The 21,637-nt window shown below is 72.9% G+C and carries 24 protein-coding genes; 9 read left to right on the top strand and 15 right to left on the bottom strand.

What is annotated here, in order from left to right:
• The first annotated feature begins 45 nt into the window (after positions 1–45).
• The 6 genes from Q7T67_RS05335 (at position 46) to Q7T67_RS05310 (ending at position 4,329) form a co-directional block, all read left to right on the top strand.
• Positions 46–804, top strand: a complete 759-nt coding sequence (locus Q7T67_RS05335) for an enoyl-CoA hydratase/isomerase family protein (protein ID WP_304786745.1) — start codon at positions 46–48, stop codon at positions 802–804.
• Positions 805–934: 130 nt separating this feature from the next.
• Positions 935–1,957, top strand: coding sequence for an arginase family protein (locus tag Q7T67_RS05330; protein WP_304786744.1), 1,023 nt, complete (start codon positions 935–937; stop codon positions 1,955–1,957).
• Positions 1,950–2,705: an SDR family NAD(P)-dependent oxidoreductase gene (locus tag Q7T67_RS05325; RefSeq protein ID WP_304786743.1), complete on the top strand. Its 756-nt coding sequence runs from the start codon at positions 1,950–1,952 to the stop codon at positions 2,703–2,705. Before Q7T67_RS05330 ends, Q7T67_RS05325 begins: the two co-directional genes overlap by 8 nt.
• Positions 2,706–2,802: 97 nt before the next feature.
• Complete coding sequence (locus tag Q7T67_RS05320; RefSeq protein WP_304786741.1) at positions 2,803–3,036, top strand: hypothetical protein; 234 nt, start codon at positions 2,803–2,805, stop codon at positions 3,034–3,036.
• Positions 3,033–3,437, top strand: a complete 405-nt coding sequence (locus Q7T67_RS05315; RefSeq protein ID WP_304786739.1) for a type II toxin-antitoxin system VapC family toxin — start codon at positions 3,033–3,035, stop codon at positions 3,435–3,437. Before Q7T67_RS05320 ends, Q7T67_RS05315 begins: the two co-directional genes overlap by 4 nt.
• 718 nt (positions 3,438–4,155) lie before the next feature.
• Positions 4,156–4,329, top strand: a complete 174-nt coding sequence (locus Q7T67_RS05310; protein ID WP_304786737.1) for a hypothetical protein — start codon at positions 4,156–4,158, stop codon at positions 4,327–4,329.
• Between the two features lie 173 nt (positions 4,330–4,502).
• On the opposite strand, the gene Q7T67_RS05305 is transcribed toward Q7T67_RS05310, so the two are convergent.
• A complete protein-coding gene (locus Q7T67_RS05305) occupies positions 4,503–5,369 on the bottom strand; it encodes a helix-turn-helix domain-containing protein (protein ID WP_304786735.1) in 867 nt (288 codons plus the stop codon).
• A 175-nt stretch (positions 5,370–5,544) separates the two neighbouring features.
• On the opposite strand from Q7T67_RS05305, the gene Q7T67_RS05300 reads away from it, so the two are divergent.
• Complete coding sequence (locus Q7T67_RS05300; protein WP_304786734.1) at positions 5,545–6,375, top strand: SDR family NAD(P)-dependent oxidoreductase; 831 nt, start codon at positions 5,545–5,547, stop codon at positions 6,373–6,375.
• Between the two features lie 119 nt (positions 6,376–6,494).
• On the opposite strand, the gene Q7T67_RS05295 is transcribed toward Q7T67_RS05300, so the two are convergent.
• The 14 genes from Q7T67_RS05295 to Q7T67_RS05230 all read right to left on the bottom strand — a co-directional run bounded on the left by Q7T67_RS05295 (position 6,495) and on the right by Q7T67_RS05230 (position 19,597).
• Positions 6,495–6,785, bottom strand: coding sequence for a putative quinol monooxygenase (locus Q7T67_RS05295; RefSeq protein WP_304786733.1), 291 nt, complete (start codon positions 6,783–6,785; stop codon positions 6,495–6,497).
• 122 nt (positions 6,786–6,907) lie between these two features.
• On the bottom strand, positions 6,908–7,762 hold the full coding sequence (locus Q7T67_RS05290) for an amidohydrolase family protein (RefSeq protein WP_304786732.1): 855 nt from the start codon (positions 7,760–7,762) through the stop codon (positions 6,908–6,910).
• Between the two features lie 70 nt (positions 7,763–7,832).
• On the bottom strand, positions 7,833–9,398 hold the full coding sequence (locus Q7T67_RS05285) for a class I adenylate-forming enzyme family protein (protein WP_304786730.1): 1,566 nt from the start codon (positions 9,396–9,398) through the stop codon (positions 7,833–7,835).
• The gene (gene fmdA, locus Q7T67_RS05280; RefSeq protein ID WP_304786729.1) at positions 9,395–10,618 is read right to left on the bottom strand and encodes a formamidase; all 1,224 of its coding nucleotides are present in this window, start codon (positions 10,616–10,618) and stop codon (positions 9,395–9,397) included. Before fmdA ends, Q7T67_RS05285 begins: the two co-directional genes overlap by 4 nt.
• 7 nt (positions 10,619–10,625) lie before the next feature.
• A complete protein-coding gene (locus tag Q7T67_RS05275) occupies positions 10,626–11,399 on the bottom strand; it encodes a creatininase family protein (RefSeq protein WP_304786727.1) in 774 nt (257 codons plus the stop codon).
• A 26-nt stretch (positions 11,400–11,425) separates the two neighbouring features.
• Positions 11,426–12,310, bottom strand: coding sequence for an ABC transporter permease (locus Q7T67_RS05270; protein WP_304786726.1), 885 nt, complete (start codon positions 12,308–12,310; stop codon positions 11,426–11,428).
• Complete coding sequence (locus Q7T67_RS05265; RefSeq protein WP_304786725.1) at positions 12,307–13,122, bottom strand: ABC transporter ATP-binding protein; 816 nt, start codon at positions 13,120–13,122, stop codon at positions 12,307–12,309. Before Q7T67_RS05265 ends, Q7T67_RS05270 begins: the two co-directional genes overlap by 4 nt.
• Complete coding sequence (locus tag Q7T67_RS05260) at positions 13,119–14,219, bottom strand: ABC transporter substrate-binding protein (protein ID WP_304786724.1); 1,101 nt, start codon at positions 14,217–14,219, stop codon at positions 13,119–13,121. The genes Q7T67_RS05265 and Q7T67_RS05260 overlap by 4 nt, the downstream gene beginning before the upstream one ends.
• A gap of 243 nt (positions 14,220–14,462) precedes the next feature.
• Positions 14,463–15,644, bottom strand: coding sequence for an acyl-CoA dehydrogenase family protein (locus Q7T67_RS05255; RefSeq protein ID WP_304786723.1), 1,182 nt, complete (start codon positions 15,642–15,644; stop codon positions 14,463–14,465).
• Between the two features lie 19 nt (positions 15,645–15,663).
• Entirely contained in the window at positions 15,664–16,119 is a 456-nt protein-coding gene (locus Q7T67_RS05250) for a MaoC family dehydratase (RefSeq protein WP_304786722.1), read from the bottom strand.
• Positions 16,116–17,291, bottom strand: a complete 1,176-nt coding sequence (locus Q7T67_RS05245) for an acyl-CoA dehydrogenase family protein (protein WP_304786721.1) — start codon at positions 17,289–17,291, stop codon at positions 16,116–16,118. Before Q7T67_RS05245 ends, Q7T67_RS05250 begins: the two co-directional genes overlap by 4 nt.
• A complete protein-coding gene (gene fabG, locus Q7T67_RS05240; RefSeq protein WP_304786720.1) occupies positions 17,288–18,049 on the bottom strand; it encodes a 3-oxoacyl-ACP reductase FabG in 762 nt (253 codons plus the stop codon). The genes Q7T67_RS05245 and fabG overlap by 4 nt, the downstream gene beginning before the upstream one ends.
• A 118-nt stretch (positions 18,050–18,167) precedes the next feature.
• Positions 18,168–18,932: an SDR family NAD(P)-dependent oxidoreductase gene (locus tag Q7T67_RS05235; protein ID WP_304786719.1), complete on the bottom strand. Its 765-nt coding sequence runs from the start codon at positions 18,930–18,932 to the stop codon at positions 18,168–18,170.
• Entirely contained in the window at positions 18,929–19,597 is a 669-nt protein-coding gene (locus Q7T67_RS05230) for an SDR family oxidoreductase (protein WP_304786718.1), read from the bottom strand. The genes Q7T67_RS05235 and Q7T67_RS05230 overlap by 4 nt, the downstream gene beginning before the upstream one ends.
• A gap of 98 nt (positions 19,598–19,695) precedes the next feature.
• Here Q7T67_RS05230 and Q7T67_RS05225 point away from each other — a divergent pair, with 98 nt between their 5' ends.
• Positions 19,696–20,421 carry an SDR family oxidoreductase gene (locus Q7T67_RS05225; protein ID WP_304786717.1) on the top strand — a complete coding sequence of 242 codons (726 nt, stop codon included), beginning with the start codon at positions 19,696–19,698 and terminating at the stop codon, positions 20,419–20,421.
• 64 nt (positions 20,422–20,485) lie between these two features.
• On the top strand, positions 20,486–21,637 hold the full coding sequence (locus Q7T67_RS05220; RefSeq protein ID WP_304786715.1) for an acetyl-CoA C-acyltransferase: 1,152 nt from the start codon (positions 20,486–20,488) through the stop codon (positions 21,635–21,637).

Below are 21,637 nucleotides of genomic sequence, written 5' to 3'. Positions count from 1 at the left end.
GCTAGTACGCACAAGCCCGATCTCGCACCCATCCCGGAGCCCCGCATGACCGTCCAGTTCGAGAACACCGCCCCCGTCGCCACGATCACGATCGACCGGCCCGAGAAGCTCAACGCGATGGACCGCGAGACCTACGCGGCACTGGACGCGGCATTCGCCGCGATCGACGAGGACGAGGGGATCGCCGCGGCGATCGTCACCGGTGCGGGCGGCCGGGCGTTCTCCGCGGGCGCCGACCTCAAGCGGATGCACGCCCCGGACGCCAAGCGCAAGGGCTGGGGACCATGGCGCACCGACGGCTGGTCGTTCGGGCGCACGCCGGCGACCCCGCTGATCGCCGCGATCGACGGCTACGCGCTGGCCGGCGGCCTGGAGCTCGCGCTGACCTGCGACATCCGCATCGCCACGCCGGAGTCCACGTTCGGTTGCCCCGAGGTCCGCTGGGCGCTGCTGCACGGCCTCGGCGCCGTCCGGCTGCCCGCCGTCGTCGGCCTGACCAACGCGATGTCGATGCTGCTGACGGGCGACTCGATCGACGCGGAGGAGGCCCTGCGGATCGGGCTGATCAGCAGGATCGTGCCGCAGGAGGGCCTGATGGACGAGGCCCGCCGCCTGGCCGCGAGCATCGCGGAGAACCACGCCGGCGCGGTCCAGATGACGAAGGAGCTGGCCAACCGGGCGGCCTACAGCGGCCAGGAGGACGTCCTCCGGCTCTACCGCTCGTACTTCGCGGTGCTCGAGTCCAACCCGGAGCAGCCCGAGGCGATCGGGCGGTTCGGGGCGAAGCAGGCCGCCGCGGACTGACCGCCCGGCCGGACGGCGTGGCTCGGCGGGCCTCCCGGGATCCGGGGTTGCGCCGCCGGGGCACAGCGGTCAGTATGAACGAGCATTAGTTCATACGCCGGTCTCGGCCGGCGTCGACCGAAGGACCCCCATGGGACAGCCCTCCCCGGCCATCCAAGGCGACACGTTCCTGCGCTCCCCGCGCGCCACCGCCGCCGACCTCGGCCCCGGTGACGTCGGCGTCATCGGCATCGGTCACGAGCTGACCAAGATCTCGCGGCCGGGGGTCGCCTACGGTCCGGCGGCGATCCGCGCGGCGACCCACCAGGTCGACTGGGGCGGCAGCGAGTACGCCGCCCCCGACCACGGCAACGGGTTCGTCGACATCACGACGGGCCGCTCGTTCGTCTACCACCGCGAGGGCGTCTACGACCTCGGCGACGTGCTGGTCGGCCCCGACCTGAACGTCAACCGCGAGCGGATCCGCGAGGCCGTCGGCGCGATCGCCAAGGCCGGCGCGATGCCGATGATCCTCGGAGGCGACCACTACCTGACCCACCCGGCCACCACCGGCGTCGTCGACGCGGACCCGGGCAAGCTCGCCTTCCTGTCGCTCGACATGCACATGGACCTGGGCAACAAGGTCCCCGAGTTCGGCACCCACAACGGCGGCACGTACCTGCGCCGGCTGATCGAGGACGGCTCCATCGACCCCGCCCGCGTCGTCATCTTCGGCACCGAGCCGACGGTCTTCCGCGAGGAGTGGGAGTTCGTGCAGAAGCACGGCATCCAGGTCATCCCCGCCAAGTACGTCGCGACGCATGGCGTCGAGGCGACCCTGAAGCCGGCGCTCGACAAGGCGCTCGACGGGGCCGACGGCCTCTACGCCACGCTCGACATCGACGTCGGTGCGCGCTCCCTCGTACCCGGCACGGGCAACCAGAACGGCGTGATCGGCCTGACCCCGCAGCAGATGGTCGAGGTCGCCGAGCACGTCGCGACCCGACCGCTGAAGGGCGTCGACATCGTCGAGCTCTCGCCGCCGCTGGACCAGTCCGGCGCGACCTCCGGCCTGTGCGCCGTGATGCTCCTGCGGATCCTGCGCCCCCGCCTCTACGGGCCGCACCCGACGCTGTTCTCCGGCACCGCCGCCCCGAACCCGGCCGATGGCTGACCTGCTGGAGGACCTGCGCGGCCGCGTCGTCCTCGTCACCGGTGCGGGCAGCGGGATCGGCCTGGCGATCGCCACCCGGTTCCTCGACGCCGGCGCGATCGTCGGCGCCAACCACCTGCCGGGCGACGAGACCGCCGTGGCCACCCTCGAGGGGCTCGACCACGACGGACGCCTGCACCTCGTGCCGGCCGACGTGAGCGACACCGCGGAGACGGAGGCCGCGATCGCCGCCTTCGTCGCCGCGGCGGGGACGGTCGACGTCCTGGTCTCGAACGCGGGGATCGGGCAGAACCGACCGTTCGTCGACCTGACGAACGAGGACTGGGACCGCATGCTCGGCGTGCACGTGCGCGGCGCGGTCAACACCGCCCGGGCGTGCCTGCCGGGCATGATCGCCCAGGGCCGCGGCCGGGTCCTGTTCACGGCGTCCGAACTGGTCGGCATCGGCATGGCCGGGCTGACGCACTACACCGCTGCCAAGGGCGCGCTCGTCGCGATGACCCGCTCGCTCGCCCGCGAGGTCGGCCCGAACGGCGTCACGGTCAACTGCGTCGCCCCCGGCCCGACCGAGACCCGGATGCTCATGGGCTCGGAGGCCGAGTACAACGACACGTACCGGAAGACGATCCCGATGCAGGAGTTCGGGACGCCGGCCAACGTCGCGTGGACCTGGCTGTTCCTCGCCAGCGACGCCGGCCGCTGGTACACGGGGCAGGTCGTGTCGCCCAACGGCGGCGTGACGATGTGAGCGGCGGGGCCGGCGGGCGACCGTCGGCCCCCGGCGGCGCAGCCCGGCCGCGGCACAGTTGCTGCTGATCCAGCAGCAACGCTGCTACATTGGCACCATGCCTGCAGTGACCGTCCGCGATCTGCCCGACGAGGTGCGCGACGAGCTCGCCGCGCGGGCGGCGAGGTCCGGCCAGTCGCTCCAGGAGTACCTCCGGGTGATGTTGGTCGCGAGCGTCGCCCGGCCGACCGTCGACGACGTCCTCTCCCGTGCTCGAGCGCGAGTCGACGCAACCGGGTCCCGGGTCGGCCCGCAGGCCATCCTGGACGCGCGCGACGCAGACCGCCGATGACGCCAGTGGTGGTCTGTGACGCCTCGGCGATCGTCGCGGCCCTCCTGGACGGCGGACCATCGGGGTCCTGGGCCGCTCGGCGTCTGCGCCAGAGTCGACTGGCCGCGCCGCACCTGATGCCGTTCGAGGCGGCCAACATCGTTCGCCGACAGGAGCTGGCCGGGACGATCGGACGGGCCGAGAGCGAGCAGGCCCACGCCGACCTGCTGGACCTCGACGTCGAGCTGTGGCCGCACGAGGCCGTCGCACGTGCAGCGTGGGGTCACCGGCACAACCTGTCGATCTACGACGCGTCCTACGTCGGCCTCGCGGACGCGCTCGGCGCCCCTCTCGTGACCCTCGACGCCCGGATCGCCCGGTCCCCCGGCATCCGGTGTGCCGTCGAGACGCCCCCGACCTGAGACCCGAGACGACGGCGCGCCCGTCGCGATGACCCGCTCGCCGGCCGCGAGGACGGTCGCGCCGGCTCCGTCGCGCTGAACGGACTGGCGGTCCTCGGGTGCGGAGTGATCTCGCCGCGGATCACACCACACGCGTGGGGTCGGTCTCAGGCGTGCTCCCGGGTCCCTGACGTCGTCCCGACGACGGGTCGGCGATCGCGGGGGTCCGCCCGGCGTCAGGCGACCGTCCTCCCAGCGGTAGGCGTGCGTCGTCAACGCCACCCGGTCGGGGCGTCGTCGTCGGCTCGGCGCCCGTCGTTCCGCTCCCGGTCCGACGCGGATGCCGGCCCGGTCGGGCGAGCGGGCGTTCGTCCCTGGTCTCCTGGTAGGCGCTCGGGTGCGCCCCTATGCTGGCCGGGTGTCGGCAGCAGTGTGGGCGTTGTGGGTGCGCGGTCGGGTTCGCACCCGGATCCAGATCGCCGACGGCGGAGACGATGCGGTCGCCGACCTCACCTTGAGGCGGAAGCGCCGACAGGGCGGCGGCCTCGCGATCGGCCGAGACGGGGTGCGGTGGGACGTCGAGACGACCTGGGACACCGTCGAGGTGCGCCGCGATGGTGTCGTCTGGTTCCGAGCCGACGGTCGCGACGCATCGTTCGGGGACCAGCGACTGACGTGGGACCGGAGCGGCGATTCGGCGCGGCGCGCGACGATCGGGCGCGACGACGGATCCGCCGTGGTGAGCATCCGTCCCGGCCAGGGCCGACGTGCACCGTTCGTGACGATCGACGTGGACCCGCGTGGCCAGGACGTCCTGCCGATCGTCCTCGGCGTGAGCTTCGTCCTTCTCGAGGCCGACGCGATCTACGGGGCGTACACCAGCGGGGCCGGTGGGGCCTCCGGGGGCCCGTGACGAGTTCGTCTCGGAACGGACCTCGCAGAGGTCTCCCGCGGCTCACGGGTCCGCGCTCCGTGGTCCCGACAGGTCGACCGCCCCCGCCCGGCACCTGACCTCGCAGACGACCAGGCCGACCGTCCGTCCTGCCCGCCGCGCGATGCCCGTCCGGGCGCCGGCGGGGCCGCGGCCTACGCCACTGGACCGCGGGGTGCCCACCCGGCGAGGAACCTCAGGGCCGCCTCCGCCTCGGTGTCGGCCGCTGCCGTGTAGGAGACGAGCATCAGGTCCGGGCGCTCGAGGAGGGCGAAGCGCTGGACGTCGAGGATCATCGGGCCTGCGACGGGGTGGACGTACTGCTTGCGGCGCTGGTTCGAGCCGCGGACGCGGTGGTCACCCCACCAGCGCCGGAAGTCGGTGTCCTTGACCGAGAGCTCGCCGACCAGCGCGGTGACGCGCGCGTCGTCGGGGTTCCTGCCGGCCTCCATCCGAAGCGCGGCTACGCAGTCCTGCGCGACGCGCGACCAGTCCCCGTACAGGGACCGGAACGCCGGGTCGAGGAACGCCAGGCGGACCATGTTGCGGTGCTCCGGCGGCAGCGCCCCGAAGTCGGTGATCAGGGCGGCGGCCATGCGGTTCCAGGCGAGCACGTCGCTGCACGGACCGAGGATCATCGCCGGGGTGTCGCCGAGGGCGTCGAGGACGCGCAGCGTCGGGGCCGGCACGGCCTGCGGGGCCGTCGTCCCGCGGCGGCGGGGCGGGGGACCGGCGACGGTCAGCAGGTAGTCGCGGCCCGCGTCGTCGAGGACGAGGGCATCCGCCAGCGCGTCGAGCACCTGCCGTGAGACGCCGGTCGAGCGGCCCTGCTCGAGCCGGACGACGTAGTCGACGCTGACGTTCGCCAGCTGCGCGACCTCCTCCCGACGGAGGCCCGGGACGCGGCGCGGGCGACCGTCGTCGGGCAGGCCGACGTCGCCCGGTTCGACCCGGGCGCGACTGGCGCGCAGGAACTCCGCGAGGGACGAGCGGGGCGGGGCCGGGGCGCCCGGTGCGCTCACGTCGTCGGTCTTCCGGACCGGGGCCGCGGACGGTCTGCCGGGGGCGTCGCCCGCGGGTCGGTGGTCACGGGGCATGCACCGAGTGTCGCGCACGCCGGGAGACCCCGGGTGGTACTGCGCGTCCTATGACGTGCCGTCTCTGGCCCGTCCCCGTCCGACGGCGCACCCTGGGGACATGACACGGACCTGGATCGTCACCGGAAGCGCCCGCGGTCTCGGACGCGACCTCACCGAGGCGGCGCTGGAGGCCGGGCACGCGGTGCTCGCGACCGCCCGCCGGCCCGAGCAGCTGGACGACCTCGTCGCCCGGTACGGCGACCGGGTGCGGCCGTTCGCGCTCGACGTCACCGACCCCGCGGGTGCGGAGGCGGCCGTGGCTGCCGCCGTCGAGGTCTTCGGCGGGCTCGACGTCGTGGTGAACAACGCCGGGTGGGCGGACCTCTCCGCGCTCGAGGACACGTCGATCGCGAGCTTCCGCGCACAGCTCGACACGAACCTGATGGGGGTCGTCCACCTGACGAAGGCCGCGGTCCCGATCTTCCGCGAGCAGCGCTCGGGACACGTGATCCAGATCTCCTCGGTCGGCGGGCGGGTGGCGTCACCGGGGCTCTCCGCCTACCAGGCCGCGAAGTGGGCGGTCGGCGGCTTCTCCGAGGTCGTCGCAGCCGAGGTCGCTCCGTTCGGCGTCCGGGTCACCGTCGTCGAGCCCGGCGGGATGCGGACGGAGTGGGCGAGCTCCTCGATGACCATCCCCGAGGTCTCGGCGCCGTACCGCGAGTCCGTCGGCGCACGGGCCGAACGGATGGGAGACGACATGTCGTGGGCGTCCGGCGACCCGCGCAAGGTCGCCGACGTCGTCGTCCGGATCGCGGCCGAGGAGAACCCGCCGCTCCGGCTGCTCCTCGGGTCCGACGCGTTCGCGATCGCGCGGGCCGCGGCGGACCTGCGGGCCGAGGAGGACCTCCGCCTGGAGCCGGTGACGCGCAGCACCGACGCGACGACCTGACGGCGCCGTTCGTCCGCGCTGCAGGCGAGGCTGAATCACGATCGTCGTCCGGATCGATCCCGCGGTGACGGCACCTCCATCGGGCAGCCGACGCGGCGGACGGCGTCGACTCCCGCCCCTCACCCCCGCCGCAACCGCACGAGCTCGAACGGCTGCGACAGCCGCTCCCCCGCGCCGCCGTCCATCTCCCGCACGTGCGGCAGCGCGCGGTGCACGTCCAGCGCCGCCTCGTCCTCCCAGCGCTGGATCGACCTGAGCACGAGCGGGTCGTCGAGGTCCTGGCTGGCGGCCGCGAGGAGGCAGCCGGGCTCCTCGCGGGTGCGGCGCTCGTGGTCCTCCAGGCGGGTGCGGACGCGGTCGAGGTGCTCGGGTCGCACGTGGTACTCGCCCACGATCCAGACGTCGGTCATGCGGGGTCTCCGGAGGTGTCGCGGTCGGCGGGGGCGCGGAACTGCGGGACCCCGCAGGCGGCGGGGCGCAGGGTGCCGGGCCGTCCGGGACCGCGGTGGTCCCGGGAGACCCGACGGGCGGGCTAGGAGAGGATCCGCTCGAGCAGGCGCTCCGCGTTGCCGCCCATGTACGCCTCGAGCGAGCGGGGGCGCAGACCCAGCTGCTCGACCTCGGTGAGCACGCGGTCGTAGTGCATCATCGGCCAGTCGGTGCCGAAGAGGATCTTCTCGTGGAGCACCGTGTCCATGAACTGGGTGATGTCGCCCCAGCCGCCCTTTGACGCCATGTACTTCGGGGCGATCGCGCCGAACTCGAGGAACACGTTGGAGTGCTTCCACGCGATCGCGGCCATCTCCGTCGCCCACGGCCAGCCGCCGTGGTGGCAGATGATGATGAGGTCCGGGAAGTGGCAGGCGACCTGGTCGATGAGGACCGGGCGCTCGTGCATCAGCGGGCCGTGCGACGAGAAGTTGACGCCCGTGTGCAGCCCCACCGGGATCCCCAGCTCGACGCACTTCGCGTAGACCGGGTAGCAGCGCGCGTCCGTCGGCGAGATGTCGAGGAACGCCGGCTCGAAGATGACGCCGCGCAGGCCGAGGTCGTTGTAGGCCCGGTCGATCTCGCGCACCGCCCCCATCGGGTCGCGTGGGTCCACCAGCGCGAAGCCGCAGGCGAACGCCTCCGGGTGCTCGCGCACGATCCGCGAGGTGCGGTCGTTCCAGTGCGTCGGCTCGCCGAACTCGCGCTCCGCCTGCAGGATGCTCGGCGCGACGCCCGCGGCCGCCATCTCGGCGACGAGCGACGAGGTGGTGGTGCTCGTCGAGTGCGTCGCCCCGTAGACCTCGCCGTAGCGCGCGTACTCGGGCGGCATCTCGGGGATCGGCTCGTCCTCCGTGTCACGCACCGGGACCTTGATGCGGATGTCGATGATCTTCATGCGGTGCTTTCGGTTCGGGCGCGGTGCTGCGGGGGACGGGGGTGCTGCGGGACGGTGGGGCCGGCGCTGCTCATCGCGCCTCGCGGTCGTAGGCGCCGGCGGGGACCTCGCCCCGGGGCAGCCGCTGCTTGGCGACGCGCATCGAGGGCGTGCGGGGCAGGTCCTCGGTCCAGACCACGAGGTAGCGGGGGACCTTGTGCTTGGCCAGCTGGGCGACGCAGTGCTCGACGATCGACTCCCGCAGGCCCGGCTCGTCGGCCTGGACGTAGACGTGGCCGAGGATCTCCTCGCCGCGCATCTGGTCGGCGACCGGCACGACGCCGGCGTCGATGACCCGCGGGTGCGTGCGCAGGACCTCCTCGACCTCGGTGGCCGAGACGTTCTCCCCGGCCCGCCGGACGATGTCCTTCTTGCGGCCGACGAAGTAGAACCAGCCGTCGTCGTCCTGGCGCACGCGGTCGCCCGTGCGGAAGAAGCCGTCGTCGCCCATCGCCTCGGCGGTGGCGTCGGGGCGGTTGAGGTAGCCGGCCATCATGCCGTCGCCGCGGGCCACGAGCTCGCCGACCTCGCCCGTCGGGACGGGCTTCCCGTCGTCGCCGACGACCCGCACGTCCATGTCGGCGCGGGGCTTGCCCATCGTGCCCGTGCCCACGACCCGGTCGGCCTCGGCGATCGGGACGCTGACCAGCCCGCCGGTCTCGGTCAGGCCGTAGGTGTCCGTCCACGGGATGCCCCAGCGGTCGGTCATCTCGCGGTGCAGGCCCGCGTCGATGGCCACCTGGACGGCGAAGCGGACCTTGTGGTCGCGGTCGCGCGGCGTCGGCGCGGCGCTCAGGAGCAGCGCCGGGATCGACCCGATCGTGAACAGCTGGGTCACGTCGTTGTCCCGCACGACGTCCCAGAAGCGGGAGACGCTGAAGCGCCGCATGACGACGAGCGGCACGCCGGCGTGCAGCGACGAGAGCAGCAGCCAGGACGGGTCGTTGTAGAAGAACTTCAGGCAGCAGAGGACCCGGTCGGTCGGCTCCAGCCCGCGCTCCGTCAGGTAGTTGCGCACCAGGCGCGACCAGTAGCGGTGGTCGACCATGCAGCCCTTGGGCGGACCCGTGCTGCCGGACGTGTAATAGACGTTGGTGACCGTCGTCGGGTCGACGTCGAGGTCCCGGAAGGACAGCGGCTCGGCGCCCTGCCAGGGGTCGAGCCCGCCCGGCTCGGCACCGTCGAGCACGAGGTGCTCCCGCAGCGCCGGGAGCGCGTCGCGGATGGCCTCGAGGGCTCCCGCCGACTCGGGGTCGGTGATCACGAGGACCGCGGCGGAGTCCGTCAGGACGTGCGTCAGGTCGTGCGGGCCGGCCTCGGGGTTCAGCGCCACGAAGACGCGCCCGGTCGCCGCCGCCGCGAACCAGGCGACGAGGAACTCCGTGCGGTTGCCCGTCATCGCGGCGACCATCTCGCCGGGCTCCGTGACGGTGGTCAGCCAGCCGGCGAAGCGCTCCGAGCGCTCCAGCAGGTCGCCGCGGGTGACGACGAGGCCGTCCTCGAAGAGGATCGCCGGCTCGTCGGGGTTCGTCGTCCCGGCGCGGTGCAGCAGCGCGGGGAGCGTCGGCACCTCGCGGGTCAGGGTCGGAGCGCTCATCGGGCCTGCGCCACCTGACCGCTGCCCACGACGGGGATGCCCCCGGCCGAGGGCATGATGTCGCCGTCGAAGATCGAGCTGGGGACGTAGACCGTGCAGCACGCGTTGGGCGTGTCGACGATGCCCGAGATCCGGCCCTCGATCGGGGCGGTGCCGAGGATCACGTAGGCCTGCTCGCGGGTGAAGCCGAAGCGGCTGAGGTACTCGATCGCGTTCAGGCACGCCCGGCGGTACGCGACGGTCGCGTCGAGGTAGAGCTGCTCGCCCGTGATCTCGTCGACCGAGATGCCCTGGAACGCCAGGTACTCGCCGAAGTGGGGCTCGGACGGGCTCGTCCGGAACATCGGGTTGACCATCCCGTACTTCGCGACGCCGCCCTTGATCAGCTCGACGTGCAGGTCGACGTAGCCGGCCATCTCGATCGCGCCGCAGAACGTGATCTCGCCGTCGCCCTGCGAGAAGTGCAGGTCGCCGACCGACAGGTTCGCGCCGTCGACGTAGACGGGCAGGTAGAGCTTGGCCCCGCGCGTCAGGTTCTTGATGTCGCAGTTGCCGCCGTGCTCGCGCGGGGGCACCGTGCGGGCGCCCTCCTTGGCGACGCGGTCGAAGTCCGCGCCCTTCAGGCTGCCCAGGGCCGCGAGCTCCGGGGTCGGCAGCTGCGCCAGTGCCGGGTTGCGCTGTGGGTCCGTGGCGACGAGCTTCGCCTCGCGGGCGTTCCACTCGGCCAGCAGCTCGTGCGACGGCGCGCACCCGATGAGGCCCGGGTGGATGAGGCCGGGGAAGCGGACGCCGGGGAGGTGCCGCGAGGTCGCGTACTGCCCCTCGAAGCCCCAGATCGCCTTGAGCGCGTCGGGGAAGTGGTCCGTGAGGAAGCCACCGCCGTTCTCGCGGGCGAAGACGCCCGTGAAGCCCCACTCGTCGCGGTCCAGGGGACCGACGTCGAGGAGGTCGACGACGAGGACGTCGCCGGGCTCCGCACCCTCGACCCGCACCGGGCCGGTCAGGACGTGGACGCGGTCCAGGCGGACGTCGCGGATGTCGTTGGCGGAGTCGTCGTCGGTGATCTGGCCGTCGGTCCAGTCCTTGCACTCCAGGCGGAACGACGCGCCGGGGCGCACCGACACCTGGGCGGGGATGTCCGGGTGCCAGCGGTTGTGGAGGGGGTTCGTCTGCTCCTCGGCGGACTTGTCGAGGTCGACGCTGATCAGGGTCTCGGGCATGGGGTGCTCAGGGTCGGGCGATGGTGCGCCGCGAGCCGAACTCGCGGTCGAGGACGCCGGCGAGGCCGGGGACGATGTCGTCGAGGAGCAGCTGACCGATCTCGGCGGTCGCGTTCTTCGGCGAGGTGAAGGAGCCGCTGGCGGCGACGGCGCCGACGGGCTGGGGCAGCACGTCGTAGCCCAGGGTCGGCAGCGACGAGACGACGTCGTGGTGCTCGTGGACGGCGGTCGGGTCCAGGGCGAGCATCACCGACGTCTCGATCAGGCCCGCGTGCTCGAAGTGGCCCGGCACGGGGCCGTCGACGTAGGCCTGCTTCGCGGTCTCGGGACGCACGAGCGAGCCGGGCGAGTCGAGGTTGACGATCTTCGCGTCCTCGGCCCGCGCGGCGGAGATCGCCTCGCGCACGGCGTCGTAGATGACCGCACCGTTCTCGGTGTGCCAGGTCATCACCAGCAGGTTGCGCACGCCGCGGTCCAGCAGGTTCGTCGTGATGCCGCGGACGACGTCGAAGTAGACGCCGAGCGGGATCTCGGCGCCCATCGGGAACACCGGGCCGCCGCCGCTGCGGGGCCGGGACGGCGCCCCGTAGCTGAGCGCGGGCATCGAGATCGCGCCCGCCTGCTCGGCGGCGCGGTCGGCGATGGCCTGCACGCAGACGGTGTCGGTGTCGAGCGGCAGGTGCGGGCCGTGCTGCTCGAGCGAGCCGAACGGCAGGATCACCGGGGTGCCGCGATCGAGCTCGCCGGCGAGGGCCGGCCAGGGGAGGTCGTGGAGCTGCATGAGCGTCCGTCCTTCGGGTCGGGGGATCAGATCTCGTCGGCGCGGCGCGCCCACGGGGTGACGCGGCGCTCGAGGAGCGACACGAGGAGGAACAGGCCCAGGCCGATGACGGTCACGATCACGACGCTCCCGAAGACGACCGGGATGTTGTAGTCGCTGTTCGCTCTCGTCATCAGGGCCCCGAGGCCCTTCTCCGCGCCGGTGTACTCGGCGATGACGGCGGCCACCGCGGCGTACGAGCTGGCGATCTTCAGGCCGCCGAAGACGTGCGGCATCATCGCCGGCACGCGGACCTTCCAGAACAGCGTCCAGGCGCTCGCGCCGAGGCTGCGTCCGAAGACGAGCACCTCTGCGCTCACCGCACCCAGGCCCTGGATCGTCGCCACCGTGACGGGGAAGAAGATGATCTGCACGACGATCACGACCTTCGGGGCGATGCCGAACCCGAGCCACAGGACGAGGATCGGCGCGAGGGCCAGCACCGGCAGCGACTGCGACCCGACGAGAAGCGGATAGAGCGCGGCCCGCAGTCCGCGGTTCAGCCCGACCATCACGCCGAACAGGAGTCCGAGGCTGACGCCGATGGCGGCGCCCAGGGCGATCTCCAGCAGCGTCACCCGGGCGTTCATCCAGTAGACCGCGCGGTCGTCGACCAGGCTCTTCGCCACCTCGAAGGGCGTCGGGAGGACGAGGTCGGAGACGATCCCGCCGACGCTGAGCAGCGCCCAGAGGCCGAGCAGCGCGAGGAGGACCAGCGCGGGCAGGCCGTACCGGGTCGCGGTGGCCTTCCGGCGCCGGCTGCGACGACGGAGGGCGGCGCGGCGCTCCGCCTCGGTCGGTGCCCCGTCGCGGGGCTCGCCGGGTGCGGCGGTGGGCGCGGGTGCGGTCTGCAGCCCGTCGGCGGTGATCATGCGGACACCCCCTGCTCGACCGGGTCGTGCAGGAGCGACATCACGTGCGCCCGGAGCTCGACGTAGCGGGGATCGCTCGCCAGCTGGTCCGCGCGGCGCGGCCGCGGGAGGTCGACCTTGATCTCCTCCCGGACGGTCGCCGGGCGGTGCGAGAGGACCACGAGGCGGTCGCCGAGCAGGATCGCCTCGTCGACGTCGTGGGTGATGAAGAGGACGGTGCGGTGGTCCTGGTCCCACTTGCGCAGCAGGAACTCCTGCATGCGCACGCGGGTCATGGCGTCGAGCGCCCCGAACGGCTCGTCGAGGAGCAGCAGCGGGCGGTCGGTCGCGTAGGTCCGCATGAGCGCCACGCGCTGGCGCATGCCGCCGGAGAGCTCCGCGGGGTGGCGGTCGGCGAAGCCCTCCAGCCCGAAGTCGGCGAGGCTGTCGCGCAGGTCGGCGCGCGCCTCCTTCTTGCTCATCCCGAGGAACTCGCGGCCGAGCGCCACGTTGTCGAGCACGGTCCGCCACTCGAGCAGCGCGTCGTGCTGGAACATGTAGGCGGTGTGGGGGTTCATCCCCGCGATCGGCTCGCCGTTGATCAGGACCTGGCCGGGCGTGCTCTCCGCCAGCCCGGACGCCAGGTTGAAGAGGGTCGACTTGCCGCACCCGGACGGGCCGAGGACGGTCACGAACTCCCCGGCCTCGAGGTGCAGATCGAGATCGCGGACGGCCTGGACGGCGTCCTCCCCCTCGCCGTAGGCGTGTCGGAGTCCTTCGAACGTGAGCGAGCGGAACGCGCCCTCGCCCGTCGTGGGTGCGGCGTTCGTCATCGGTCGAGCTCCGCGAGGGGGTCGCGCTTGTACAGGTCGCCCGCGCACGGCTTCGTCACCGGCGGGCTCGGCAGGAACGAGTCGTCGACGACCGTGTTCACCGGGTAGCTCTTGTCGAGCACGCCGGCGTCGACCACGAGGTCGATGAGGCGCTGGTACTGGGTCGGGTCGGCCCAGAGGAGGCCCTTCGTCGACGAGTAGGCCTCGCAGAACGTCGGGACGCTGGCCTTCCACTGGGCCAGGTTCGACTTGGCGTTCTGCTCCGGGAACTTCTTCCCGTAGATCGCCGCGGCCTCGTCGGGGTTGGCCATCGACCACGCGAGCGAGTCGCTGATGCCCTTGAGCATCTTCCGGACCGTGTCCGGGTGCTCCTTGATCATCTTGCCCGTCGTCATGATCTGGATGCCGGACTTCGGGCAGTAGTCCGTGTACTCGAAGACCTTGGTGTCGCGACCGGTCTGCGTCTTGATGATCGCCTGCTCGTACTGCGAGCCGATGACGCCCTGCAGCTTCCCGGAGATCAGCGGCGCCGCCAGGCTCGTGCCCGGGTCGACGATCTTGATGTCCTTCTCGGTCATGCCGTTGCCGGCGAGCGTGCGCTTGAGGCACTCCTTGTTCCAGGTGGAGTCGGTGATGCCCACCGTGCCGCCCTTGAGGTCCCGGAAGCTGTTGGCCTTGCCGGCGAGCGTGAGGATGCCGAGCGGCAGGTTCTCGAGGGTGCCGATGATCTTCACGTCGGTGCCCTGGGCCTTGGCGATGACCGGGCCCGTGCTGAGCTGCAGCGCGAAGTCGACGCGGCCGGCGCCGAGCGCCTTGACGGGCGTCGACGGGTCGTCGGGGAAGACGACCTCGGGGTCGATGCCGGCGGCCTTGAACGTCCCGCGCTCCTGGCCGGAGATCATGTAGACGTGCGAGGCGTTGGCCGGGTACTCGAGCATGATCTTGGCCTTGACGGGCTCGCCGCCCTTGGCCGAGGAGCCGGACGAGGCCGACCCGCCGGCGTCGTCGCCGGAGGAGCCGCCGCAGGCCGTCAGGGCGACGGTGGCCACGGTGGCTAGGGCGAGCAGGCTGTGACGCGGGCGGATTCTGGAACTCATCGTTGCTCCTCGAGAAGGACGGCGGTCGTGGGTGATTCGCGGACTAACGTACATTCATTCGTACCTTCGCAGCAAAAACTTCTACCGGTTCGTTCAACCGTCCCAACCTGCTTCGACACCTGTCCAAAGCGGCGGGCCCCGCGGGGCCGACGACCGTCGCGGACGGGGTCCGGCGAGGCGGACGACCGTCGACGACGGGGCCCCGCGGGGCCGACGACCTCTGCCCCCGGGGGGGGCCGCGGGTCAGGAGAAGGCCGACAGCCCCGTGAGCGCGCGGCCGAGGACGAGGGCGTGGACCTCGTGCGTGCCCTCGTACGTCAGGACCGTCTCGAGGTTCGCCGCGTGGCGCATGACCGGGTACTCGAGGGTGATCCCGTTGCCGCCGAGGACCGTCCGCGCCGTCCGCGCGACCTCGAGCGCCGAGGAGACGTTCGCGAACTTGCCCAGGCTGACGTGCTCGGGCGTGAGCGTCCCGGCCTCCTTCATCCGGCCCAGGCGCAGGGCGAGCAGCTGCGCCGCCGCCACGCGCGAGGCCATGTCCGCCAGCTTGCCCTGCGTCAGCTGGAACGCGCCGATGGGTCGCCCGAACTGCTCGCGCGTGCGGGCGTAGTCGACCGCCGCCTCCAGGCAGGCCCGCGCGGCGCCGGCCGCGCCGAAGACGATCCCCATCCGCGCCTCGCCGAGCACCGCGAGCGGACCACCCAGACCACGGGCGCCGGGCAGCATCGCCGACTCCGGCAGTCGCACGTCGTCGAGCAGCAGCTCGCTCGTGATCGACGCGCGGAGCGAGAGCTTGCCGTGGATGTCCTGCGTCGAGAAGCCGGGCGTGTCCGTCGGGACGACGAAGCCCCGGATGCCCTCCTCCGCACGCGCCCAGACCACGGCGACGTCGGCGATCGACCCGTTGGTGATCCACATCTTCTGGCCGTGCAGGATCCAGTCGGTCCCGTCGCGCCGGGCCGTCGTGCGCATCGACCCCGGGTCGGAGCCGGAGTCGGGCTCGGTCAGACCGAAGCAGCCGATCGCCTCGCCCGTCGCCATCCGCGGCAGCCACTCCTGCTTCTGCTCCTCGGAGCCGAAGCGGTGGATCGGCCACATCGCCAGCGAGCCCTGGACGCTGACCATGCCGCGCAGCGCCGTGTCCCCCGCCTCGAGCTCCTGGCAGACGAGGCCGTACTGGACCGGCGTCGCGCCGGCGCAGCCGTAGCCGTCCAGATGCATGCCGAGCAGACCCAGGTCGCCCAGCTGACGCATCACCTCGACCGGCAGCCCGCCGGCCTCGAACCAGCCGGCGACCTGGGGCAGCAGACGCTCCCGCACGACGCTGCGGACGGTGTCGCGGATCGCCCGCTCCTCGTCGCCGAGCTCCGCGTCGAGGCCCAACAGGTCCGTGGCCGACAGGGTGGGGGTGTTCTTCGTGCTCATGGGTCCCTCCGGGGTGGGTTCAGGTCAGCAGGCGCGAGAGCACCCGGGCGACGCAGACGGGGCGGTCGCCACCCTCGCGCTCGACGGTGACGAGGTTCGTCAGCTGGACGCCGCCGGCGACGTCGAGCAGCTCCTCGAGGTCGACGGTCGCGCGGAGGCGCGAGCCGACGGGCACCGGGGCCGGGAAGCGGACCCGGTCGCTGCCGTAGTTGACGGCCGACCGCACGCCCTCGACGCGGTAGATCCCGCGCACGAGGACCGGGATCAGCGACGCGGTGAGCCAGCCGTGGGCGACCGTGGTGCCGAACGGGCCGTCGGCGGCCCGGACCGGATCGACGTGGATCCACTGGTCGTCGCCGGTGACCCGGGCGAAGCCGTCGATCCGCTCCTGGTCGACGAGCAACCAGTCGCCGACGCCCAGCCGGGTGCCGACGAGGGCGCGCAGCCCCTCCGCACCGTCGACGACGCGGGTCATGCGAGGTGCCCGCCGACGCGGCGGCGGCCCGACAGGAGCCCCTTGGCGATGCCGCGGCGCTGGATCTCGTCGGTGCCCTCGAAGATCCGCCACAGGCGGGCCTCGCGGTACCACCGCTCGATGGGCATCTCCTTCGTGTAGCCCATGCCGCCGTGGATCTGCATGACGCGGTCGACGATGCGGCCGGCGGCGGTGGCGCCGCCGAGCTTGGCGATCGACGCGGCGTGCCGGGCGTCCAGGCCCTGGTCGACGCTCCAGGCGGCGACGAGGACCGGCCAGCGGGCCGCCTCGAGGTCGAGCTCGCAGTCCGCGAGCATCGACTGGATCATCTGGTGGTCGCCGATCGGCACGCCGAAGGTCTCGCGCTGCCCCGCGTAGGCGATCGCCATGGAGAGCAGGCGCTCCGCGGCGCCGATCGCGCGCGACGGGATGACGTAGCGGCCGCGGCCGATCCACTCCATCGCCAGCGCGAAGCCCTCGCCGACCTCGCCCAGGACGTTGCGGTGCGGCACGCGCACGCCGTCGAAGGCCATCGACGCCGGGGTCGACGGCCCCATCGTGTGGATCGGCGACGAGGTCCAGCCCATCGTCCGGTCCACGAGGAACGCGGTGAAGCCGCCCCGGTGGCCCTTCTCGGCGTCCGTGACGGCGATGACGATCGAGAAGTCCGCCTCGATGCCCTTCGTGATGAAGGTCTTCTCGCCGTCGAGGATCCAGTCCTCGCCGTCGCGACGGGCGCGCATGCGGATCGCGGTGGCGTCCGACCCGGCGCCGGGCTCGGTGATCGCGAAGCAGGAGACCCGGTCGCCCTTCAGGGTCGGCTCGAGGAACTCGTCCTGCTGCTCGGCCGTGGCGCGGAAGAGGATGTTGTCCGCCTCGCCGCCGAAGACGAACGGCACGAGCGACCGGCCGATCTCGGTCCACAGGAGGCTCTGCGTGACCGCGGGGAGCGCGGCGCCGCCGAACTCCTCGGGCGTGCCGATGCCCCAGAAGCCGAACTCCTCGGCCTTCGCCTGCAGGGCGCGGAGGTCCTCGGCCGGCAGGCCCTTCTCCCCGCGCTGCTCGCGCGCCAGCACGTCGTTCTCCAGCGGCATCACCTCACGGGCGATGAACTCGCGGGCGGTGTCGCGGATCGCGCGCTGGTCGTCCGACAGCGAGAAGTCGAGGCTCATCGGAGGCCGCCGTCGATCGCGACGGTCTGGCCGGTGACGTGCCGGGCGTCGTCGCTGGCGAGGAACGTGACGACGGACGCCACGTCCTCGGGCTGGCCGACGCGGCGCAGCGGCGTGCGCTCCGCCGTGGTGCGCTCGAGGTCGTCGGGGTCCAGGCCCTGGCGCCGCGCGGTGGCGCGCGTCATGTCGGTCGCGATGTAGCCCGGGGCCACGGCGTTGACGCGGATCCCGAACGGCCCGAGCTCGAGCGCCATCGTCGCGGTCAGGCCGATGATCCCGGCCTTCGCGGCCGCGTAGTTCGCCTGCCCGCGGTTGCCCCGGGCCGAGCGGCTCGAGAGGCTCACGACCGCGCCCGACCCGGCCTTCACCATGTGCTTCTGCACCGCCTGGGTGCAGAGGAAGACGCTCTTGAGGTTCACGTCGATGACGGCGTCCCAGTCGTCCTCGCCCATGCGGAAGAGGAGGTCGTCCCGGGTGATGCCCGCGTTGTTGACCAGGACGTCGATCCGGCCGTGGCGGTCGACGACCTCGGCCACCGCGCGGTCGACGTCGGCCTTCTGCGAGACGTCGGCGGCGACGGCCGAGGCGGTCCCGCCGGCGGCCCTGACCTCGTCGGCGACGCGCTGCGCCGCGGCGAGGTCCCGGTCGAGGGCCACGACGGTGGCCCCCTCCGTCGCCAGGCGTGTCGCGGTGGCGGCGCCGATGCCGCCCGCGGCACCGGTGACGAGCGCCACGCGCTCGGTGAATCGTTGCGTCATCGACTCCTCCGGGGGTCCTGGGCGCCCGTGATCGGCCGCCGCCGGACGAGACTAACAAACATTCACTAGTTCGCTCGGCGTATCGGTTGACCCTGGCGGCGGGCGGCCCTGCGGACGGCTAGGGCGACCCGAACTGCACGCCGCCGTTGGGCTGGAGCAGCTGGCCGACGTAGGCCCCGCCGGCCGGGCCGGCGAGGAACGCGGCGAGACCCGCGATCTCCTCGGGCTGCCCCATGCGACGCACCGCGGTCCGCTCGGCGTAGCCGGCGCGCAGCTCGTCCAGGGAGATCCCGGCGTCGAGCGCATCGACCTCGATCTGCGGCGAGTCGATGGCCCCGGGGGCGATGGCGTTGACCGCGACGCCGTCGGCGGCGACCTCGCGCGCGACCGACCGGGTCAGGCCGATCAGTCCCGCCTTGCTCGCGGCGTAGCCCACCGCGCGCGGCGCGCCGGTGACGCCCCAGACCGACGAGATGATCACCACGCGCCCGTGCCGGCGCCGCCGCATCCCGGGCAGGACCGCCTGCAGCCCGACGATCGTCCCCGTCAGGTTCACGTCCACCTGGGGCCAGAACGCCCCGTCGTCCTGCGCGAGGAACTCCCCCATGGTCTCGACCGCGGCGTTGCAGACCAGGACGTCGACGCCGCCGCGGCGCTCCTCCAGGTCGGCCACGACCGCGGCGAAGGCCGCGGCGTCGGTGACGTCCGCCACCGCCGCCGAGCCACCGGTGGAGGCGACGACCTCGTCGAGCGCGGGCGACGCGATCCGATCGTTGACGGCCACGTGCGCGCCCTCCGCGGCCAGGCGCAGGGCGATGGCCCGCCCGATCCCCTGGGCGGCGCCGGTGACCAGCGCGGTGCGTCCCTCCAGCCGGCCGGTCATGCGACCGCTCCCGCCGGGGTCAGGACCTGGCCGGCAAAGTAGTGCTCCTCGTCGGCGAGGTGCACGACGGTGGCCCCGACGTCGGCGGGCGCGGCGTCGCCGGTCGCCGACCACGGCCCCGCCTTGGGGGCCACGGCGTTGGCGACGATGCCCTCGGGACCGAGCTCGCGGGCGAGCGCCCGGACCGCCCCGAGCACGGCGGAGGCCGCCGCGGACCGGCCGGGCTCGTCCTCGCCGGCGATCGCCTCGGCGGGGACCACGGCCACGATCGACCCGGCGCCGTGCTCCAGCATGGAGGGCAGGACCGCGCGCCAGCAGCTCACCGTCCCGCGCAGGTGGGCGTCGAGCGCCCGTCCCCACGTCGCGGCGTCGAGGTCCGCGATGGCCGCGGCGCCCGTGCGGTGGTCGACCGCGGTGACCAGCAGGTCGATGCGCCCCGTGCGCTCGAGCACCCCCGCGACCGCCGCCCGCACCGCCGCCTCGTCGGTGACGTCGACGGCCTGGACGTCGCCGGCGTCGTCGGCGGCGAGGTCGAGGCCCACGACGTGCCAGCCGGCCCCACGGAGGGCCTCGGCGATCCCGGCGCCCGTGGCGCCGGCCGCGCCCGTCACGACCGCCGTCCGCTCGGGCCGGTCGGGCGGTGCATCACGGAGGTCGGCGCTCATGGGGTAATACTAACTACTGTTCACTAGTATGACCAGCAGGGAGGGCGGGCGAATCGCCCTCCGGCCGTTCCCACGTCGTCCCCGGAGGACCGCAGCCCATGACCGATCGTGCCGCCATCATCACCGGAGCCAGCAGCGGGATCGGCCTGGAGATCGCCCGGGTCCTCGGGCAGGAGGGCCATCGCCTGACGATCGCCGCCCGGCGCCCCGACAAGCTCGAGGCCGCCGCGGAGCAGCTGCGGGCCGAGGGCTTCGAGGTCCTCGCCGTCGCCGGCGCGCTCCAGGACGAGGACGCCGTCGCGCGCGTCGTCTCCGAGCACCGCGAGCGCTACGGCCGCCTCGACGTCCTCGTCAACAACGCCGGCGTCGGCTCTGGCGCGGCGGTCGCCGACATCGACACGAAGCGCCTGGACCTGCAACTGGGCCTGAACCTCCGCTCCACGATCCTCTTCTACCGCGAGGCCGTCGGCCTGCTGCGCGAGGCGGGCCGGCAGCACCGGAGCGCGCTGGTGGTCAACACCGCGTCGATCACCGCGAAGCTCGGCAAGCCGGGGCTCTCGGTCTACGCCGCGACGAAGGCCGGCATCGTCAACTGGACCGCGTCGATGCACCAGGAGCTCTCCGCCGAGGGGATCAAGTCCACCGCGCTCTGCCCCGGCTACGTCGACACCCCGATGACCGACCACGCCAAGGGCCGCGTCGCCGCCGAGGCGATGATGACCCCGTCGGACATCGCCGAGTCCGTCCGCTTCCTCCTCCGGGTCTCGCCCGCGTGCTGCGTCCCCGAGATCCCGTTCGTCCGCCCGGGCGACCCCACCGCCTGAGCGACCGTCCCCGCGGGCATCGTCCGCGGCGCCCCGAACCCCGCCCCACGAAGGGAGCACCACCGTGCCCGAAGTCGTCATCGTCGATGCCATCCGGACCCCGATCGGCCGCGCCGTCAAGGGGTCGCTCCGCGACGTCCGCGCCGAGGACCTCGCGGCCACCCCGATCCGCGCCCTGATGGAGCGCAACCCCGGCGTGGACTGGTCGGAGACCGTCGACGTCCTGATGGGCTGCTCCAACGCGAGCGGCGAGCAGAGCCGCAACATCGCCCGCACCGCGTCGCTGCTGGCGGGCCTGCCGTTCGAGGTCCCGGGCGTCACGACGAACCGCTTCTGCGCGTCGTCGCTGCACACGATCCGCACCGCGTTCCACGCGATCTCGGCCGGCGAGGGCGACCAGTACCTCGCCGCCGGGGTCGAGGCCGTCTCGCGCTACCCCGACGCGGGCGACTGGGCGCTGCACCCGCGGCTGGACGGCTCGGAGGGCTCGATCTGCGACGTCTACGTCCCGATGGGCCTGACCGCCGAGAACGTCGCCAAGCAGTGGGACGTGTCGCGCGAGGAGCAGGACGCGTGGGCGGTCACGAGCCAGAACCGGGCCGTGACGGCCCGGGACTCCGGCCACTTCGACCGGGAGATCGTCCCCGTCGAGCTCTCCGACGGCACCGTCGTGCGCCAGGACGACGGCCCGCGCCCGGGCACCACGATGGAGCGCCTGGCCGGGCTGAAGCCCGTCTTCGACCCCGAGCACGGGACCGTCACCGCGGGCAACGCCTGTCCCCTGAACGACGGTGCCGCCGCGACCCTGATCATGAGCGGCGAGAAGGCCGAGCGGCTGGGACTGACGCCGCGGGCCCGGATCCTCGCGACGGCCGTGGCCGGCGTGCGGCCCGAGGTCATGGGCGTCGGCCCGATCCCGGCGATCCAGAAGCTGCTCGCCGCGACCGGCCGGTCGATCGAGGAGATCGACATCGTCGAGATCAACGAGGCGTTCGCCGCCCAGATCGTGCCCTGCATGCGCGAGCTGCACATCACCGAGGAGCAGCTGAACCCCTTCGGCGGCGCGATCGCCCTGGGACACCCGTTCGGGATGACCGGCGCGCGGATCATGACGACGCTGATCAACGGCCTGGAGGCCACCGGCGGCCGTTACGGCATCGAGTCGATGTGCGTCGCCGGCGGCATGGGGATGGCCGCGCTGATCGAGCGGGTCTGA

This window comes from Patulibacter sp., from assembly GCF_030655195.1.
In the GTDB taxonomy this organism is placed as follows: domain Bacteria; phylum Actinomycetota; class Thermoleophilia; order Solirubrobacterales; family Solirubrobacteraceae; genus Patulibacter.
The sequence above is the reverse complement of the archived record's forward strand: the minus strand, read 5'-3'. Positions and strand labels throughout refer to the sequence as shown.

Excerpts from the sequence above, each read along its gene's own strand:
- Q7T67_RS05335 (WP_304786745.1), top strand. The coding sequence starts at position 46 with ATGACCGTCCAGTTCGAGAACACCGCCCCCGTCGCCACGATCACGATC.
- Q7T67_RS05330 (WP_304786744.1), top strand. The coding sequence starts at position 935 with ATGGGACAGCCCTCCCCGGCCATCCAAGGCGACACGTTCCTGCGCTCC.
- Q7T67_RS05325 (WP_304786743.1), top strand. The coding sequence starts at position 1,950 with ATGGCTGACCTGCTGGAGGACCTGCGCGGCCGCGTCGTCCTCGTCACC.
- Q7T67_RS05320 (WP_304786741.1), top strand. The coding sequence starts at position 2,803 with ATGCCTGCAGTGACCGTCCGCGATCTGCCCGACGAGGTGCGCGACGAG.
- Q7T67_RS05315 (WP_304786739.1), top strand. The coding sequence starts at position 3,033 with ATGACGCCAGTGGTGGTCTGTGACGCCTCGGCGATCGTCGCGGCCCTC.
- Q7T67_RS05300 (WP_304786734.1), top strand. The coding sequence starts at position 5,545 with ATGACACGGACCTGGATCGTCACCGGAAGCGCCCGCGGTCTCGGACGC.
- Q7T67_RS05295 (WP_304786733.1), bottom strand. The coding sequence starts at position 6,785 with ATGACCGACGTCTGGATCGTGGGCGAGTACCACGTGCGACCCGAGCAC.
- Q7T67_RS05290 (WP_304786732.1), bottom strand. The coding sequence starts at position 7,762 with ATGAAGATCATCGACATCCGCATCAAGGTCCCGGTGCGTGACACGGAG.
- Q7T67_RS05285 (WP_304786730.1), bottom strand. The coding sequence starts at position 9,398 with ATGAGCGCTCCGACCCTGACCCGCGAGGTGCCGACGCTCCCCGCGCTG.
- fmdA (WP_304786729.1), bottom strand. The coding sequence starts at position 10,618 with ATGCCCGAGACCCTGATCAGCGTCGACCTCGACAAGTCCGCCGAGGAG.
- Q7T67_RS05275 (WP_304786727.1), bottom strand. The coding sequence starts at position 11,399 with ATGCAGCTCCACGACCTCCCCTGGCCGGCCCTCGCCGGCGAGCTCGAT.
- Q7T67_RS05270 (WP_304786726.1), bottom strand. The coding sequence starts at position 12,310 with ATGATCACCGCCGACGGGCTGCAGACCGCACCCGCGCCCACCGCCGCA.
- Q7T67_RS05265 (WP_304786725.1), bottom strand. The coding sequence starts at position 13,122 with ATGACGAACGCCGCACCCACGACGGGCGAGGGCGCGTTCCGCTCGCTC.
- Q7T67_RS05260 (WP_304786724.1), bottom strand. The coding sequence starts at position 14,219 with ATGAGTTCCAGAATCCGCCCGCGTCACAGCCTGCTCGCCCTAGCCACC.
- Q7T67_RS05255 (WP_304786723.1), bottom strand. The coding sequence starts at position 15,644 with ATGAGCACGAAGAACACCCCCACCCTGTCGGCCACGGACCTGTTGGGC.
- Q7T67_RS05250 (WP_304786722.1), bottom strand. The coding sequence starts at position 16,119 with ATGACCCGCGTCGTCGACGGTGCGGAGGGGCTGCGCGCCCTCGTCGGC.
- Q7T67_RS05245 (WP_304786721.1), bottom strand. The coding sequence starts at position 17,291 with ATGAGCCTCGACTTCTCGCTGTCGGACGACCAGCGCGCGATCCGCGAC.
- fabG (WP_304786720.1), bottom strand. The coding sequence starts at position 18,049 with ATGACGCAACGATTCACCGAGCGCGTGGCGCTCGTCACCGGTGCCGCG.
- Q7T67_RS05235 (WP_304786719.1), bottom strand. The coding sequence starts at position 18,932 with ATGACCGGCCGGCTGGAGGGACGCACCGCGCTGGTCACCGGCGCCGCC.
- Q7T67_RS05230 (WP_304786718.1), bottom strand. The coding sequence starts at position 19,597 with ATGAGCGCCGACCTCCGTGATGCACCGCCCGACCGGCCCGAGCGGACG.
- Q7T67_RS05225 (WP_304786717.1), top strand. The coding sequence starts at position 19,696 with ATGACCGATCGTGCCGCCATCATCACCGGAGCCAGCAGCGGGATCGGC.